Origin of the sequence: Hahella chejuensis KCTC 2396 (assembly GCF_000012985.1) — a bacterium.
Lineage (GTDB): Bacteria > Pseudomonadota > Gammaproteobacteria > Pseudomonadales > Oleiphilaceae > Hahella > Hahella chejuensis.
This window is the reverse complement of sequence record NC_007645.1, coordinates 1463623-1480414: the sequence shown is the minus strand read 5'-3', so window position 1 is coordinate 1480414 and position 16792 is coordinate 1463623. Positions and strand designations below refer to the sequence as shown.

The 16792-nt window shown below is 56.8% G+C and carries 14 protein-coding genes; 9 read left to right on the top strand and 5 right to left on the bottom strand.

The window, feature by feature from the left end; all coding sequences use genetic code 11:
* Positions 1-14 precede the first annotated feature (14 nt).
* From HCH_RS06665 to HCH_RS06650, 4 genes are all read left to right on the top strand, one after another.
* Positions 15-1313, top strand: a complete 1299-nt coding sequence (locus HCH_RS06665) for a YeaH/YhbH family protein (protein WP_202945335.1) — start codon at positions 15-17, stop codon at positions 1311-1313.
* Positions 1306-2871, top strand: a complete 1566-nt coding sequence (locus HCH_RS06660; protein WP_011395410.1) for a SpoVR family protein — start codon at positions 1306-1308, stop codon at positions 2869-2871. The genes HCH_RS06665 and HCH_RS06660 overlap by 8 nt, the downstream gene beginning before the upstream one ends.
* Before the next feature lie 33 nt (positions 2872-2904).
* The gene (locus HCH_RS06655; RefSeq protein ID WP_011395409.1) at positions 2905-3399 is read left to right on the top strand and encodes an NUDIX domain-containing protein; all 495 of its coding nucleotides are present in this window, start codon (positions 2905-2907) and stop codon (positions 3397-3399) included.
* A gap of 235 nt (positions 3400-3634) precedes the next feature.
* Positions 3635-5962 (top strand): PPC domain-containing protein, encoded by a 2328-nt coding sequence (locus tag HCH_RS06650; RefSeq protein ID WP_011395408.1) that lies wholly within the window; start codon positions 3635-3637, stop codon positions 5960-5962.
* 19 nt (positions 5963-5981) lie between these two features.
* Here HCH_RS06650 and HCH_RS06645 read toward each other — a convergent pair whose 3' ends face one another.
* Entirely contained in the window at positions 5982-6806 is an 825-nt protein-coding gene (locus HCH_RS06645) for a substrate-binding periplasmic protein (RefSeq protein ID WP_011395407.1), read from the bottom strand.
* Positions 6807-6926: 120 nt separating this feature from the next.
* On the opposite strand from HCH_RS06645, the gene HCH_RS06640 reads away from it, so the two are divergent.
* The gene (locus HCH_RS06640) at positions 6927-7796 is read left to right on the top strand and encodes a CHAD domain-containing protein (RefSeq protein ID WP_011395406.1); all 870 of its coding nucleotides are present in this window, start codon (positions 6927-6929) and stop codon (positions 7794-7796) included.
* Positions 7797-8059: 263 nt separating this feature from the next.
* Here the strand turns inward: HCH_RS06640 and HCH_RS06635 are convergent, their stop codons facing one another.
* From HCH_RS06635 to HCH_RS06620, 4 genes are all read right to left on the bottom strand, one after another.
* Entirely contained in the window at positions 8060-8914 is an 855-nt protein-coding gene (locus HCH_RS06635) for an ABC transporter permease (protein WP_011395405.1), read from the bottom strand.
* 10 nt (positions 8915-8924) lie between these two features.
* Positions 8925-9785 (bottom strand): ABC transporter permease, encoded by an 861-nt coding sequence (locus tag HCH_RS06630; protein ID WP_011395404.1) that lies wholly within the window; start codon positions 9783-9785, stop codon positions 8925-8927.
* 9 nt (positions 9786-9794) lie between these two features.
* On the bottom strand, positions 9795-10925 hold the full coding sequence (locus HCH_RS06625; RefSeq protein WP_011395403.1) for an ABC transporter ATP-binding protein: 1131 nt from the start codon (positions 10923-10925) through the stop codon (positions 9795-9797).
* A 168-nt stretch (positions 10926-11093) separates the two neighbouring features.
* Positions 11094-12164 (bottom strand): extracellular solute-binding protein, encoded by a 1071-nt coding sequence (locus HCH_RS06620; RefSeq protein WP_011395402.1) that lies wholly within the window; start codon positions 12162-12164, stop codon positions 11094-11096.
* Between the two features lie 146 nt (positions 12165-12310).
* Here HCH_RS06620 and HCH_RS06615 point away from each other — a divergent pair, with 146 nt between their 5' ends.
* The 4 genes from HCH_RS06615 (at position 12311) to HCH_RS06600 (ending at position 16790) form a co-directional block, all read left to right on the top strand.
* On the top strand, positions 12311-12742 hold the full coding sequence (locus HCH_RS06615) for a hypothetical protein (protein ID WP_011395401.1): 432 nt from the start codon (positions 12311-12313) through the stop codon (positions 12740-12742).
* A 130-nt stretch (positions 12743-12872) separates the two neighbouring features.
* Positions 12873-14168, top strand: coding sequence for an NADH:flavin oxidoreductase/NADH oxidase family protein (locus HCH_RS06610; protein WP_011395400.1), 1296 nt, complete (start codon positions 12873-12875; stop codon positions 14166-14168).
* A 113-nt stretch (positions 14169-14281) separates the two neighbouring features.
* Positions 14282-16042, top strand: coding sequence for an ABC transporter substrate-binding protein (locus tag HCH_RS06605; RefSeq protein WP_011395399.1), 1761 nt, complete (start codon positions 14282-14284; stop codon positions 16040-16042).
* The gene (locus HCH_RS06600) at positions 16014-16790 is read left to right on the top strand and encodes a substrate-binding periplasmic protein (RefSeq protein WP_011395398.1); all 777 of its coding nucleotides are present in this window, start codon (positions 16014-16016) and stop codon (positions 16788-16790) included. Before HCH_RS06605 ends, HCH_RS06600 begins: the two co-directional genes overlap by 29 nt.
* Positions 16791-16792: the final 2 nt, after the last annotated feature.

Genomic DNA, 16792 nt, shown 5'->3' with positions numbered 1-16792 from the left:
GGTCCATTATGGGTATGACCCACATCATCGACCGTCGACTCAATGGCAAGAACAAGAGCGCTATCAATAGACAGCGCTTCCTGCGCCGCTATCGCGAGCACATCAAGAAAGCGGTGGCGGATGCGGTCAATAAAAGGTCCATCACCGATATTGACCGCGGGGAGAGTATTTCCATCCCCAGCAAGGACATCGGCGAGCCGACGTTCCGACACGGTAAGGGAGGACGCCGCTCCGTCACCCATCCCGGCAATAAAGAGTTCGTCACCGGGGACAGCATCCCGCGGCCGCCAGGGGGCGGCGGTGGAGGCGGCTCCGGTCAGGGCAAAGCCAGCAACCAGGGCGAAGGCATCGACGATTTTGTTTTTCAGATTTCCCAGGAAGAATTTCTGGACTTCATGTTTGAGGATCTGGCCCTGCCCAATCTGGTGCAGAAGCAACTGAAAGACACCTCCAACTACAAATTCGTTCGCGCCGGTTACACCACTCACGGCACCCCGGCCAAAATCAACGTCATCCGCAGTATGCGTGGGGCCTACGCTCGCCGTCTGGCCCTGTCCGGCAACACCCGCAAAAAAATTTCCGACATGGAGGAGCAACTGGAGGCGCTGAAGCGCACGCCGGAGACCCCGGACCCCGTATTCAGCAAAGAAGATCAGATTCGCGCGCTGGAAGAAGAGATCAAACGCCTGAAAGGCCGCGTACAGCGCATTCCTTTCATCGATGAGATCGACATCCGCTACAACCAGCACGTCAAGCAACCGCAACCGGCCACCGCGGCGGTCATGTTCTGCCTGATGGACGTGTCCGGCTCCATGAGCCAGACCCACAAGGATATCGCCAAGCGCTTTTTCATCCTGTTGTACCTGTTCCTGAAGCGCAATTACGAAAAGATCGAAGTAGTGTTCATCCGTCACCACACCAGCGCCAAAGAAGTGGACGAAGAAGAGTTCTTTTATTCCCGGGAAACCGGCGGCACCATCGTCTCCAGTGCGCTACAGATGATGCGGGAGATTATGGAGGCGCGTTACCCTACCGAGGACTGGAATATCTACGCCGCGCAAGCCTCCGACGGCGACAACTGGAACGACGACTCCCCCCGCTGCAGCAAACTGCTGGCGGAGTCCATCCTTCCCTATGTGCAATATTATTCTTACATCGAAATAACGCCCCACGAGCACCAAATGCTCTGGCATGAGTATGAAAAGCTCACCGAAGCCTTCCGGGAACGCTTCTCCATGCAACAGATTATGGATGTAGGCGATATTTACCCGGTATTCCGCAAGCTGTTCCAAAAGCAGGTGGACTATGCCTGAAGCGATTGAACATACCAACGCCGCTCCGCCTGCGGATCGCAGGCCTATATCCGAAGGTTCCGAATGGACCTTCGAGCTGATCAACCGTTATGACGAAGAAATTCGCAAATGCGCGGAAGAGTATGGGCTGGATACCTACCCCAACCAGGTAGAGATCATCAGCGCCGAACAGATGATGGACGCTTACTCTTCCGTGGGCATGCCGGTGGGATATCACCACTGGTCGTTCGGCAAGCAGTTTCTGCAGACAGAGAAACTCTACAAACGGGGCCAGATGGGTCTGGCCTACGAAATCGTCATCAACTCCAACCCCTGCATCGCTTACCTCATGGAAGAAAACACCGTGATGATGCAGGCGCTGGTTATCGCCCACGCTTGTTACGGACATAACTCCTTTTTCAAGGGCAATTACCTGTTCCGCACCTGGACTGACGCCAGCGCGATCATCGACTACCTGATCTTCGCCAAGAACTACATCGCCCAGTGCGAACAGCGTCATGGGGTCGAAGCGGTGGAGCAGATTCTGGACTCCTGTCACGCCATCATGAACCATGGAGTGGACCGCTATAAACGCCCTGCTCCCATTTCCGCAGCGGAAGAAGAACGCCGGCAGCGGGATCGGGAAGAGTACATGCAGAAGCAGGTCAACGACCTGTGGCGCACCATCCCTTCCAAACCCGGGGAGAAAGAAGCCCAAAAGAAACGCCGTTTTCCCTCGGAGCCACAGGAAAACATTCTTTATTTCATTGAGAAAAACGCGCCCCTGCTGGAGCCCTGGCAGCGGGAAATCGTGCGCATCGTGCGCAAGATCGCGCAGTATTTCTATCCCCAACGCCAAACGCAGGTCATGAACGAGGGCTGGGCCACCTTCTGGCACTACACCCTGCTTAATACCCTGTACGACAAAGGGCTGGTCACCGACGGCTTCATGCTGGAATTCCTGCAAAGCCACACTTCCGTCGTGTATCAGCCGCCTTTCGACAGCCCCTGGTACAGCGGCCTCAACCCCTATGCGCTGGGCTTCGCCATGTTCCAGGACATCAAACGCATCTGTCAGGAGCCCACCGAGGAGGACAAAGCCTGGTTCCCGGATATCGCCGGCTCAGACTGGCTGGAGACGCTGCACTTCGCCATGCGCAACTTCAAGGATGAGAGTTTCATCCTGCAGTTCCTGTCGCCGAAAGTGATTCGCGACTTCAAGTTCTTCAATATTCTGGACGACGAGATGGACAGCGAGTACCACGTCACCGCCATTCATGACGACAACGGCTATCGCGCCGTGCGCGAGCAATTGGCGCGACAGTACAACCTGAGCTATCGCGACCCGAATATTCAGGTATGGGACGTGGACGTACGCGGCGATCGTTCGTTGACGCTGCGGCATACGCCCTTTGATCGCGTCCCTCTGTACGAAAAAGACGTATATGAAGTACTGCGTCACGTCCACCGCCTGTGGGGCTTCGATATCCATCTCCATTCCGTGGATGGAGAGGTAACGTTGCGCAGCTTCAGCTGCCCGCAACATGGCGAGGAAGAGGAGGGTGACTCTCATGACTGACGCCGCCGACCGTTCAGCCTGGAGCCGGCGGCCATGAACTTCCATTTCTGTCCTCTCTGCGGCGACAACCTCACTACCCGTCAAATAGACGGTAAAGCGCGGCGCTGCTGCGCTTCCGATGGCTGCGACTTTGTGCACTGGGACAACCCGACGCCGGTCGTAGCGATGTTGGTGGAGCATGAGGGCGACATCATCCTCGCCCGTAATAAAACCTGGCCGCAAGGCATGCTGTCCATCCAAACCGGTTTTCTGGAGTCAGGGGAATCGCCTGAACGCTGCGCCCTGCGTGAAGTCTCCGAAGAACTTGGCTTGACCGGTGAAAGCGCCACTTTTATCGGCTATTACGCGTTCCATGAGCAGAACCAACTGATCCTGGCGTTCCATGTCCGCTGTAATGGGGATATTCAACTGGGCGACGAACTCGCCGAATACAAACGCATCCCGCCGGAAAAACTCAAACCCTGGAACTTCGGCGCCGGCCTCGCGGTGCGTGATTGGTTGAGCAAACAGGGATTACTGGCGCTCTAATAGTCCTCTTTCGCATCACTCTTTTGAACACTCCGTATCGGCGGGCCTTAAACCCGCCTTTCCTGCTCTATGATCACCGACCTGTAACTAACGTCATATTTTTACAATCCCGCCGCTCTCGCCCTCCCTATCATTGAAAGCGCTGAAACCCAATCGAGAGATCTCTCACGTACCGGCGCCAGCCTGCTAAGACATCGACGGTTGATATCTTCATTGCTTAATTTAGGGAATCATTATGCAAGCACGCTCTTATAAAAACGCGGTTGGACTACCGCTGAAAATACTCGTTTCCTCCCTGCTCCTCGCCAGTCAGGCCAACGCAGACCAATTGACCAATATCCCCATTCCGGCGGGAGAGGGCTTTTATAAAGACGTCCTGATCGACGGCGGCCCCGGCATTTCCGCCTCGCCTGCCAGACACTTTGAGTCCCTTGGTCTGTCCTATGAGACGTTGAGTTATCGCGCCTACGACATCTTGACCGGTGAAGTGGACGAGGAAGACAGACAAGCCTTCGTAGAGAAGTTCATTGGCTCGGATATCGATCTTAATGGTCGTCTTCTGTATCCCGATGGCGCGCCCCGTTATCGTATGTTGAATATCGGCGCGGCTTCATTTTTAAGGACACCAACAAAGCCGAGTGGCGGTAGCGTTCACGCCAGACTCCTGAAAGGCTCCACCAGTCCCGTTCTACGCACCGGCGCCCAGAATATCCAGCAGTTCATACAAAATGGTGGCGGATATACAGGCTTTTGTGCTGGAGCCGGCCTAGCGGATGACGACGCTAGCAGCTTGAAGTTATATCCCGGTCAAAGCCTGCCCCTGCCGGACTCCTCCGAGACAGTGTACCTGACGGACACCATTGCCGATGCGCTCGGGTATAGAGAAGTTCCCAATATTATGAGCTTAGGCGGTGGTTACATATTCAAATCACAGTCCAACCAGTATCCTGAAGGCGTCGAGATACTGGGGTGGACAAACCAATATCCAGCGGTCTGGAGCTGGCGCGATCCCAATAATCCTCATAGCGGAACCTTAGTGCTGAGCGGTCGACATCCTGAGCTTAGCCACCAGGAAGAAGCCGAGGAGTTGACGAAAGCCATGTACGCGCTGGCGATCAAAGGCAGTCTGGACGGGAGCTATACGCCCCAGGTGCGCATCAAAGGCGATTTGGAAAACGGGCGCACTCGCTATATGGATGAGAACACCGGGCACTACGACGCCAGCCATATCAAGATCGGCGACAAGCAGTATCACCACTTCAAGATCAACGTTGAAGATCCGCGCAAGAAGTACCTGACCATCGAGCTGAACGGCGAGTATGGCTACGACTTTAACCTGTATCTGAAAAAAGGCGAGCCCGCCTTCGCCAGTAACGCCGATGTGGCGCTCACTGACGCCGGGAACTACAAGACGCTGCAGATCGACAACCTGACCTATGGCGAGTGGTACGTCAGCGTTGAAAACGCCACTTCTGTCACTGCGGACCGTTCCACCAACTCGGAATATTCCGGCCAGTTGGACGTGCTCAATGGCGTCGCCTACGACATTACCGCCACCTGGGACAGAGAACCGCCCTGCCCCACTAGCATCAGTGACGTCAGTGCGGCGAATCCGGCTTTCGTTGGGCAAAAGCTGCCAATCAGCTGGCGCGCCGAGTGCTTTGACGCAGGCAGCTACGCTTCCGTAGATCTGGTCAAAGCCAGCAATGAAGCCAAAATCAAGACGATCACATCCAGTGGCGGGCTTAACGACGGCGTCAACTCCCTGGTTTGGAACGCGACCTACAACCAGGTGGGCGAGTACAAAATCCGCGTCAGCGACAACCTGAACCCAGGTAAAAAGAGCCTGAGCCCAGCTTTTGAGCTGAAAAAGCCGGAAATGCTGATCGTCCCTCCCGTCTCTTCCGGGGAAAAGCTGAGCGTCATCTGGCGTTGGACTGGCGAGAGCAGTCAGGTGAGCCTGGATTTATACCAGGGTAATACTCTGGTAACCAATCTTACGCCCAACTACGCTCAGAAGAGTGGAACCAACTCGCTTGTGTTCGCCGCGAACTGGACCTGGAAGCCGGATGCGACCTACAAAGTCCGCATCAGAACCCGGGATCGCGCCAGCAATCTGACGTTCTTCAGCCCTGAGTTCAAACCGACCCTTAGTTCAAAAGTAACGGTTGAGGGGTTGGACGTAAACAGCGCCGGTGTGGGTGAAATCATGCTGGACGGATGCAACCCCGGTAAGAAATGCAGCCGCACGCTGACGTTCGCCAACCAGGGCGGCAAGAACGCCAACCTCGCACTGCAACTCCTCTATGTGGATGAGATTGTCGCTAAAAGAAGCTGGGGGACCTACGGCCTGTCGTCTACTTGCATCAGCAACGCCAGTAACGGCCAGTACGCCATGCAGTTGCCTCCCGGCGGCGCTTGCGCCGTCGACCTGACCTACTCCTGGCCGAAAGGTATTTCCAACGCCAGAGGCGGATACTTATCCATGAGTTCTTCTGACAGCGAGATTGAATTGCCTTCTCCAGGACAGAAGGGTGTGTTGCTCTGCGCGGATTGTCGCTAGCCATTCTGACACGCGGCGCCTAAGGCGCCGCTTTTAACAGTTCATCCGTCGGCATCTGCGTGTGGTGCTTGTCGTAAATCTTTCTGATCACCCCTTCCTTCCACATCTCCGACAGCGTTTTATTGAAGTCCGTCATAATGGTTTTCGCGTCCGCGCGACGGCGGGAAATGATGAGGTGTAAACCGTTGACCTGTAAGGGTTTGGAGAGTACCCGGAAATGTTCAGAGTCTCCGAACAGACGCTCGGTGGTCGAGCGCCCTACTCTCACCCCAATCGGCACCAGATGCACGCGTTTGCTTTCCAGCAGCTGGAAGCAGGTTTCCAGGTCATTGGGAGTCCAAAGCTTGACGACGCCCTTATCCAGCAACGGTTGTACGCTCTCCAGGCTATAACCCAATGGACGGCATAGCACCAGCCCGGCAAGATCTTCATCGCTCGCATACTTGATATCCTCGTCGCGACGAACGAAGAACAGCTCCACCGTCACATACAAAGGCGAAGAAAAGTGAAAGGCGTCCAAGCGATCGCGGTCTTTGACATAGGGAAATGTACCCAGCACGTCTCCCGCCTCCGCCAGACGAAACCCCCGGTTCCAGGGCAGATATTCGATCTTGACGCCCACGCCGCTGCGCGCCAGGACGGCTTGAATAATCTCCGTCACCAAACCGCCATTAGGCAGATCTTCCCCGCTGAAAGGGGGATATGAATCCTTCCCTGTCACCAGAGTATATTCCACCGCTGCAGCCCAGCCGCTGAGCAGAATCAGGCACAAGGCGCACCCTACTGCTTGACGCGCCTTTGTCAAATACAACGACATGTAGCCGGCCCCGTTAGTCGGTGTCATGGTCTGAGAAGAAACACCTTAAGTATAGTCTCATGCAGACAGCCCGCCACGCGGGGTGATATCGTTGCTCTGGGAACGCCCTAAAGGAATGACTTGTTTAACTCTGGAAATCACACTCTTATGCGTTATCAAACGCGTTTCGACAAGCCACTGGAGCAGGAGCTGCAGCGCTATCTGGAGAGCCTGATCAACGACCTGGCGCTGGAGCTGATCAGAACCCGTTTCGACTTTGACTCCGCGGTGCACAACGCCCGCAAGTTGATCAAGGAATTGCGCGCACTGTTAAGACTGCTCAAGCCGGTTTGCCTTGAGGTCCACGACGACCTGAGACAGACGCTGAGCTCCACCGCCCATATTCTCGCCCCACACCGCGACCGTTTTGTCATGGTCAACGTCTGGAGCGAATTCGCAGCCTCCCTGCCGTCACACCCGGACATCGATAAAATCGGCGTGCTCATTAAGGAAGAAGCGGAGCGCGCGCCGCCGCCAGACCAGGAAAAGACCCAAACGCGGCTACAAGAAGCCAACTGCCTGTTGCTGCAACACAAAGACCTGTTGCAACAGCGTCCCTGGTCCGGCGACATTGACGCCGACTGGTTCTGCATGCGTCTGGCGCGCCTGTATCGGCAAGGCCAAGCCGAGTTTCGGCGGGTTCGGGGAGGCATCGACGCGGAAGACCGTCATGAGTTGCGTAAGCGGCTGAAGGACCTGATGTACGCGCTGCGCGTGATCAAGCCCGTTTGGAATAAATCGCTGCGCCGCCTTCACAACGGCCTGAAAAAAGTCACCGAAGGCCTGGGCGACGCCAACGACCTGAATCTGCTGGAGCACGCCGTCACGGATACAGACGTCAGCGGACGCGAGCAGATACGTCTGGAATTGAGCGCCGCACAGCAGGCGTTATGGGAAAAAGTGGACCAACAGGCCTCGCGCCGCTTCGCTGATAAGGACGACAAGTTCAGGGATTTGATAAGAAAACAGGTTTCCTGACCTGTCATCTGTCTGCAACGATCCCCTTCTACACTGATTCCAACAGTGGCCGGAAAGGATTTCCACGCGGTTCGGCCACTGAGAAGAAGGCTCTGTAAACATTCGGCTTCCTTAAACAGCGATCACCAAGTTTTAGAGCGACATTCAGGCTGCCTTTGCAGCCTTTTTTTACGCCTTTTACATTCCCGGTGGCGACATTAGCCACCCCGCCAAGGGGAAACTGGTTTTCCCCTTATATTCACTTCTCCGCCGTCAGCCGCCGACTAGTTTTCCTTACGCCGCACGAAGATCGACAACGCAGCCAGTCCGCCGGACCCCGCCATCAACAACAGAGACACCGCGTTCAGCACCGGCGTTGAACCTTCCCGCAAACGGTCGAACATGGCGATGGTCAAAGGCGCGTCCGATCCCACCAGCATCAACGTGGTGTTGAAGTTTTCGAAGGACATCAGAAAACTGACGATGCCGGCGCCGACCAGCGCCGGCTTCAGGAACGGCAGCGTAATGGTGCGCAATACGTCAAAGTGCGACGCTCCCAGATTCAGCGCCGCCTCCTCCAGGCTGACGTCGAACTTGCGCAGCCGCGCTGAAATCACCAGAGTGGCGATAGTGGTGATAAATGCAAACTGCCCGATCACTACCAGGACCAGTCCTGGCCGCAGCACTTCCAGATCATAGGAGAAAGTTTCCTCCACCCAGTTGGCGATGCTGCTGCTGAACACCAGGACTGACACCCCCAGAATCACACCGGGGATCACCAGGGGCGTCAGCATCAGCACATACAGCAGATTTTTGCCGGGAAAGTCATGGCGCTCAAACAGAAACGCGTTGCAGGTGGCCAGCGCCAGACTGACTACCGTGGTGCACACCGCCACCTGCAAACTCACCAGAATACTCTCCAGCAATTCGGTGTCATGAAAGATACCAAGCTGGGGCGATTTTTCTCCCAGAAACCAGCCCAGGGTTGCGCCTTTCCAGGGCATCGCCGGAAACAGAGAGTCATTGAACGCAAACACCGCCACCACGGTTAGCGGCGCCGCCAGATAAACAAAGAACGCCGCCACATAGGCGTGATAAGCGCCGCGGAAGTAACGGCTGGATGGGATTGAAGCCAGCATGAAAAACTCCTTAGCTCATCACTTTGGTGAATGACTGGCGCGACAGGCGCAACCCAATCCAGACAATCAACGAAGACAGGATCAGCAGCAATATTCCAAAAGCGGAACCTTGCTCCCAATTGAAACGGGTAATGAACTGGGTGTAGATCTGTTCGGTGAACCAGAGACTGTCTTTGCCGCCCAGCAAAGTCGGGGTCAGGTAATTACCCAGCGTCAGCATAAACACTACGATGCAACCGCTGACGATGCCGGGCGCCGCATGGGGAATCACCACATCGCGCATGACCCGCCAGTGCCCCGCGCCCAGGTCATAAGCCGCTTCAATCAGGCTGTCGTCGAGGCTATCCAAAGTCGACACCAGCGGCACCACCATAAACAGCATGGAGGTATACACCAGTCCCACCATGATGGTGGCGTCCTGATACAACATCTCCACCGGGCCGTCCACCCAGCCCAGCCATTGCAGCAGGGAGCTGAGCACGCCGGTTTCCCGCAACAGGATCATCCAACCGTAGGTCCGCACCAGCTCACTGACCCAGAACGGCACCAGACACAACAGAAACAGCAATGGCCGCAGTCTGCCCCGCGCCACCTTGGCGATGTAAAACGAAATCGGAAATGCGATAAGCAACGTCAACGCGGTCGCCATGATCGACATCACCGCCGTGCGCGCGAAAGTGCGCCAATACAGGGGCTCCGTGAAGAAGGCGGTATAGTTGCTCCAACTGAATGCGTAGGTCCCGGCGGACACGCGCTCACGCAGAGAGATCAGCGCCATATCCACATGAGGCAGCGCAATCAGCAGTGTCAGCCATAGCAGAATCGGCGTCAGCAGCAACGCCAGACCGAATTTGAAGTGTTGGGGTTTCATGGCGTCCCCTTACGCTGGAAAACAGCTACATTGGCCAGCCGCCCAGGACAACTGCACCCGCTGGCCTTTACCAATATTGTGGAACATGGGCGTTTGCGGCAGCGCCACGGAAATGGACTCGCTGGATTGATCCAGGCTCACCTGCACCTGACTGCGGGCGCCATCGAACAACACCGCGTCCACCACGCCGCCGAAACGGTTTTCCCCTCCGCAACCAAGGCTTGCATCGCCATGCGACGTGGGGGACGTCAATTCGATTTTCACCGCCTCAGGCCGCAAGTAAACCTGCGCCTCCTGTCCTTGCTGCAGATTCGCCAGCGCCCCCTCCACATGAAACTGCAAGCCGCTCGCCGTGCGAATGACCGCGCCTTCTGAGTCACGGCTGATCAGGGTTCCGCGCCAGCAGTTGCTGTCGCCGACAAAGCTGGCGACAAAGGCCGTATCAGGCTGGTAATACAGTTCCTGCGGCGTGCCGACTTGCTCGAATCGCCCTTTATTCATCACCGCAATATGGTCGGACATCACCAATGCTTCGGATTGGTCGTGGGTGATATAGACAAAGGTGGTGCCGAACTTTTCCTGCAGGTGTTTCAGCTCTACTTTCATTTGCTCACGCAATTTCAAGTCCAGCGCCCCCAGCGGTTCATCCAGCAGCAAAACATCCGGCTTCAGCACCAGACAACGGGCGATGGCGATACGCTGCTTTTGTCCGCCGGACAACTGCTCAATACGCTTGCCGCCCGAGTCCGGCAGCCCTACCCGCGCCAACATATCCGTCACCGCCGATTCAATCTCATGACGCGGCGCTTTTCTACGGCGTAAGCCATAAGCCACGTTTTCCGCCACCGTCATGTTGGGGAACAACGCCAGGTGTTGGAACACCATATTCACCGGCCGTTTGTTCGGCGGCGTATCCAGAACGGAGCGCCCCTTGATAAGGATGTCCCCTGAATCCGGATGTTGAAATCCCGCCAACATGCGCAACAAAGTAGTCTTGCCGCACCCGGAAGGGCCCAGAATAGAGAAAAAGCTGCCTTGAGGGATTTGGAAGGACACGTCGTCCACGGCGGTAAACGCAGCGAAATTCTTACTGACGTTGCGACACTCAAGGTCAAAAGAAGTAGTGACTGGATCGGACATAGGCGTACTTACACACTGAAGTTGATCGACGCATGGCGACGGCAGGCGCGCCCAACGACAGAGTCTTCAACCGGGCTTACCATTGTCGACCGCGCCAGAAAAAAGCAGCCCGCCACAATGCGAATGCATCGTGGCGGGAGTTTCGTTATGACGACAGAGTAACGGAGATTACAGTCTCGCGGCTTTCACCCGATCCAGAACCTTGCCTTCCATCTCTTCCAGGCCGGGAGGCACCGGCGGATACCATTTGATGTTATCCACGGCTTGCGCGGAGAAGCTTTCCTGGAACTGCTTTTTGAGGGTGGCGTTGACGTATTCGTCACTGCCTTTGGACGCCGTGAAGTTACCGGCGGATTCGGTGATCTTCGCAGCGATGTCCGGACGCATGACGAAGTTGATCCATTTGTAAGCCGCCTCTTCCGCTTTGGTTTTGCGCGGCAGCGCGAAGGTGTCGATCCAGCCCAGCGCCCCGGATTTCGGCGCCACAAAAGTGACGTCCGGCATTTCGCTGTTCAACTTCCAGCCGCCGGAATCCCAGGCCATGGCCGCTTTGACTTCGCCGGAGCGAATCAGGTTGAGCAGATCGTCGCCGCCGCTCCAGTAGGTTTTCACCGCGCCTTTGCAGGAAATAAGCTTTTCTTCGACTTTATTCAGAATGGCCTGGTATTTGTTCTTGTCGCTGTAGGCGGAGAACGGGTCCTCGCCCATCGCGAAGGCGAATCCGATCAGCGTCGGACGCTTCAAGCGGTAGGATACGTCGCCGTTCAGGCCCGTTGCGCACAGGTCGGTGTAGTCCGCCACAGCAGGCGCGCTTTTACGGTTGACGATCAGACCGCTGGTGCCCCACACGTGAGGAACGCCGTACACTTTGCCGTCCAGCTGCGTGTTCTTGCGGGTCGCTTCCAGCATGGAGGGAATGAATTTGTCAGCGTCGATTTTAGACAGGTCGATGGGTTTGTAGATGTTGAAATCCGCCTGGGCGCTGGTGACGCGATCCTGGCTCGGCTGCGCCAGATCGAACCCGGAGCCGCCGGTGGCGCGCAGTTTGGAGATCATATCTTCGTTGTTGGATTTGGTGACTTCCACGTCGATGCCGGTTTCCTTCTCGAACTGCGCCACCACTTCATCCGGAGCATAACCGCCCCAGGTCAGCAATCGTAAAGTTTCAGCATTGGCGACACTACTTGCCAAAGCGCCGATTAATAACGTCAGGGATGCTCTCTTAAATACTTTCTTCATGATCTTTCCTTATTTCCCAGTAAAGCGCGGGACAAAAGACCCCGTCGCCGATTCAGGTCAGCAAACCACGTCAACCTAACAGTGTCATATGACTGAAATATGACAATTTATAGATGCTCACCCACTGACGCAATCCCTGAGGAAGCGTGCTAAAATTATACGTTTTGCGATACTGCGATCTTTTATTGCTCGCCAATACGATTGTTATGCTCAGCGAAGACTTCGATATTATCAGCGCCCGCCTCGCCGCCGACGCACTGAAACAAGTGCTGGCCGCACGCACCCACAAGAAAAAAGTGTGGGGCCAGGTGATCGTCAGGCCCGGGCAATTGGGCGACGCGCTGCGTCTTCCCACCATCACTTCCGAGTTAAACAGCAAAGTCGCCGCCCGCCGTGAGCGCGGACTGGAAAATTTTCAGGCGCTTTGGGACACCCTCTCCGAACATACCCGTCAGGCCGTGCTGCACAGCATCGGCTGGTACGACCCCAAAGACCTTAGCTGGGACGACAAACGCTCCAACCGACGCCCGGTCGCCAACAACGAAATGCCGGAAGGCGCCGGCAACAACGACGCCTGATTCTCCTCCACACAAGCCTGCGGGTACTGGCGTCAGGACGCGTTTGCGGTTATAAACTCCATGCCGCCGACACTCATTCCCATAGCCATGGCGGCATTTCGAATTCAGATCAGGTTGTCAGGAGTCATTCATGTCCCTCGCCATCGCTTCAACACCCGCGCCCATCGTCGCTGCGAATATCGCATCGCCGCTGACATTGCCCTGCGGCGCCGTCATTCCCAACCGTATCGCCAAATCAGCGATGACCGAGGGGCTGGCGGACGGCGATGATCTCCCGACGCCGCAGCTCAATCAGCTCTATCAGCGCTGGGCGGAAGGCGGAGCCGGACTCCTGATCACCGGCAACGTCATGGTGGATCGCCGCTATCTGGAGCGCAGCGGCAACGTAGTGCTGGAGAACGCGGAGGCTCTTTCCCGTTTTCGCCTGTGGGCGGAGGTCGTCACCGAATGCGACGTTCACCTGTGGATGCAGCTCAATCATCCGGGGCGGCAATGCTCTCGATTCAGCAATAGCAAGCCGGTCGCGCCATCCGCGGTGCAATTGCGCATGGCGGGCAATTTCGCCATGCCCCGCATCCTGCCGGGCAGCGAGATCAACGCCATTATCCGCCGCTTCGGCGTCAGCGCCGCGCTGGCGCGAGAAGCCGGCTTCACCGGCGTGCAAATACACAGCGCCCATGGCTACCTGGGCAGCCAGTTTTTATCGCCCCTGACCAACCAACGCAAGGATGAGTGGGGCGGGTCGCTGGAGAATCGCGCCCGCTTTCTGTTAGCGACCGTGGAGGAAGTCAGAGCCCGCGTCGGCGCGGACTTCCCTGTCGCGGTGAAGCTGAATTCCGCCGACTTCCAGCAAGGCGGCTTCGCTATTGATGAGTGCGTAGAGGTCGCGCGCTGGCTGCAACAGGCCGGCGTGGACTTACTGGAATTGTCAGGCGGAGCCTATGAAAATCCAGCTTTTCTGGCGACGGAAAGCGACAAACGCCCCGCAGGTGCGTGGCGCCGGGAGGCGTTTTTTCTGGAATACGCAGAAGCAGTCGCCAAAGCGGTGACGACGCCGCTGATGGTCACAGGCGGTTTCCGTAGTCGTCCCGGCATGAATGACGCCATCGCCGCGGGCGCGACGCAGATGATCGGCGTCGCCCGTCCCTTCTGCACGGACCCGGACTTCCCCCGCAAGTTGTTCGCCGGCGCTATCGCCCGGACGCACCCGACGGAGAAAGAGCTGGCGCTGGCCGGTTATTGGGGACCGCAAAGTCCCTCCAAATTGGTAAGGGCGCTCAACAATCAGGCTCAGGCGGCCTGGTATTACCAGCAGATCCTGCATCTGTCCAATCGCCGTCAACCGGACCTCAACCTGGGGTTGGGAAGCGCACTTCGAAGTCACCTGTTGAACGAAATGCGTCTCTCGCTGCGCCGCTCAAGGTAACCTGCTTAGCCGCTGTAATTTAACGACTTTCAACCGCTTTTCCGATCCAGATCATGGATGAAAGCGGCATATTGGGCTAGATTGTTGTATTAGAGCGACAATAATAACCCCCAATGACAAGCGAGCGTTCACTTCCGGTGCTTTCCAACTTACGCTGTCGCAGCGCATCCGTAGCGCCCAAAATCCTCGCCTCTGGAGTGCTCTGTCTCGCGTTGTGCGGCGACGCCCTCGCAGCGCCCAAGCTCTCGGAGGAAACCGTCTCCTATTGGTTAGACGGCGAATTTTCCGTTTCCACTCTCAGCCGCAAAGAGCAGGCCGCCGAGTTGCACTGGTTTCATAAGGCGGCGGAGCCTTTTCGGGGCATGACCATCTACGTAGTATCAGAGACGATCGACACCCACTGGTATGAAGCCAATATTCTCTCCAAAGCTTTTGAAGACATCACCGGCATTCGCGTCGTGCATGAAATCACGGGGGAAGACGACCTTGTGCGCAAACTGCTCTCTCAAATCGAAACCGGGATCAATATTTACGACGCGTTCATCAGCGACTCCGACCTGATCGGCGCCCATTATCGCAGCGGCGCGGTGGTCGCGCTCACCGACTACATGCTGCAGGAGGGCGCCTCCGTCACACTGCCGACGCTGGATCTGCAGGACTTTATCGGACTCAAATTCACCACTGCCCCGGACGGCAAGGTTTATCAACTCCCCGACCAGCAATTCGCCAACCTGTATTGGTATCGCTATGACTGGTTCAACCGCACCGACCTGCGCGAGCGCTTTCGCCGCTTATATGGTTATGAGCTGGGTGTGCCGGTCAACTGGTCCGCCTACGAGGACATTGCTGAATTTTTCACCGTTCACGTCAAGGAACTGGACGGCCACCCGGTCTGGGGACATATGGATTACGGCAAAACCGATCCGTCTCTGGGCTGGCGCATTTCAGACGCCTGGCTGTCCATGGCGGGCATGGGGGATCGCGGCATTCCCAATGGAGCCCCTGTGGACGAATGGGGCATCCGTGTAGAGGGCTGCCGGCCGGTGGGCGCCAGCATGCGGCGCGGCGGGGCGCTGGACAGCCCGGCGGCGAACTACGCCATTCGCAAATTCGTCGACTGGTTTAAATATGCGCCGCCACAGGCGGCCAATCTGACTTTCACAGAAGCCGGCGGCTGGGTCGGCACGGGGCAGATTGCGCAACAGATATTCTGGTATACCGCCTTCGTCGCCCAGGCCACCCAACCCGGTCTGCCCATCGTCAACGCCAACGGTGAGCCTAAATGGCGCATCGCGCCCTCGCCGGTGGGCGCATACTGGGAAGAAGGCATGAAGTCCGGCTATCAGGACGCGGGCTCCTGGACGCTGCTGAAAAATACCCCCGCAGACCGTCGGCGGGCGGCTTGGCTTTATGCTCAGTTCACGGTATCGAAAACGGTTTCGCTCAAGAAAACATTGGTGGGGCTGACGCCCATCCGCCTGTCGGACATCAACTCGTCGGTCATGACGGAGAAAGCCCCTATGCTGGGCGGACTGGTGGAGTTTTATCGCTCCAACGCCCGCAACTACTGGACGCCGACCGGCTCCAACGTTCCCAATTATGCGAAGTTGTCTCCCCTTTGGTGGAAATACATTTCACTGGCTCTGGAAGGCGCCCGTCCGGTGGACGAGGTCATGCAGGATCTCGCCCGAGCGATGGACCGGGGCCTGGACACCGTGGGGCGGGAAGAACCCGGCCCCTGCTCACCCCGGCTTAATCCGGAGACCTCAGGCGAGTTCTGGCTGAAGGCCCCAGGAGCTCCCAAGCCGGAACGCAACGAACACCCTCCTGGAAAGACGCTAAGCTATGAAGAGTCAATCAAAGTCTGGAATTAACCCCTTGACGCGACTACTGGCCGCCGGCCTAACCTGGATGCTGATTCACTCTGTCCCCGTTCTTGCCGAAGGGGAGAAAATTCAAGTGCTGGCGTACGCGCAACCGCCTTTCATGGAGTTGCGCAATGAGCGTCCGGCGGGACTGGCCATTGATATTCTCAACATGCTGTTCCAACGCGCCGAGGTAGACTATAGCGTCCTGTTCCTGCCGCCGAAGCGCGCTTACGTCACCGCCTTGTCGGAACCCAACAACTGCGTGCTGGCGATCGAGCGCAGTCAGGCCCGGGAAGCTTTGTTTCACTGGGTCAGCCCAATCCTCATTACCCGACACGGTTTCTATTCCAACCTGACGGACAATTACAACATTCGCACCCTGAATGACGCCAAACCGTTGGTGATCGGCAGTTATCTGGGCAGTGGCGTCGGCGAATATCTGGAGAAACTGGGCTTCAATGTGGATCTCACGTCCAGCAATGATCTGAATATCCGCAAGTTGCAGCTTAAACGGGTGAACCTGTGGGCCAGCGACACCGTATCAGCGGCGGTGAGCATCAATCAGAGCAGTCTTCCCATCAAGCTGGAGCATGTCTTCCTCACCACGCTCAGGGCGATGGGCTGCAACCTGAGTACGCCGCCGAAGCTGGTGGAGCGGCTACAGAATGAACTGAAAAGCATGTATCAGGACCAGTCCATCCAGCAGCTTTACCGCAATTATCTCGGCCAGGATGTGGATTGGCTGAACAACTGACG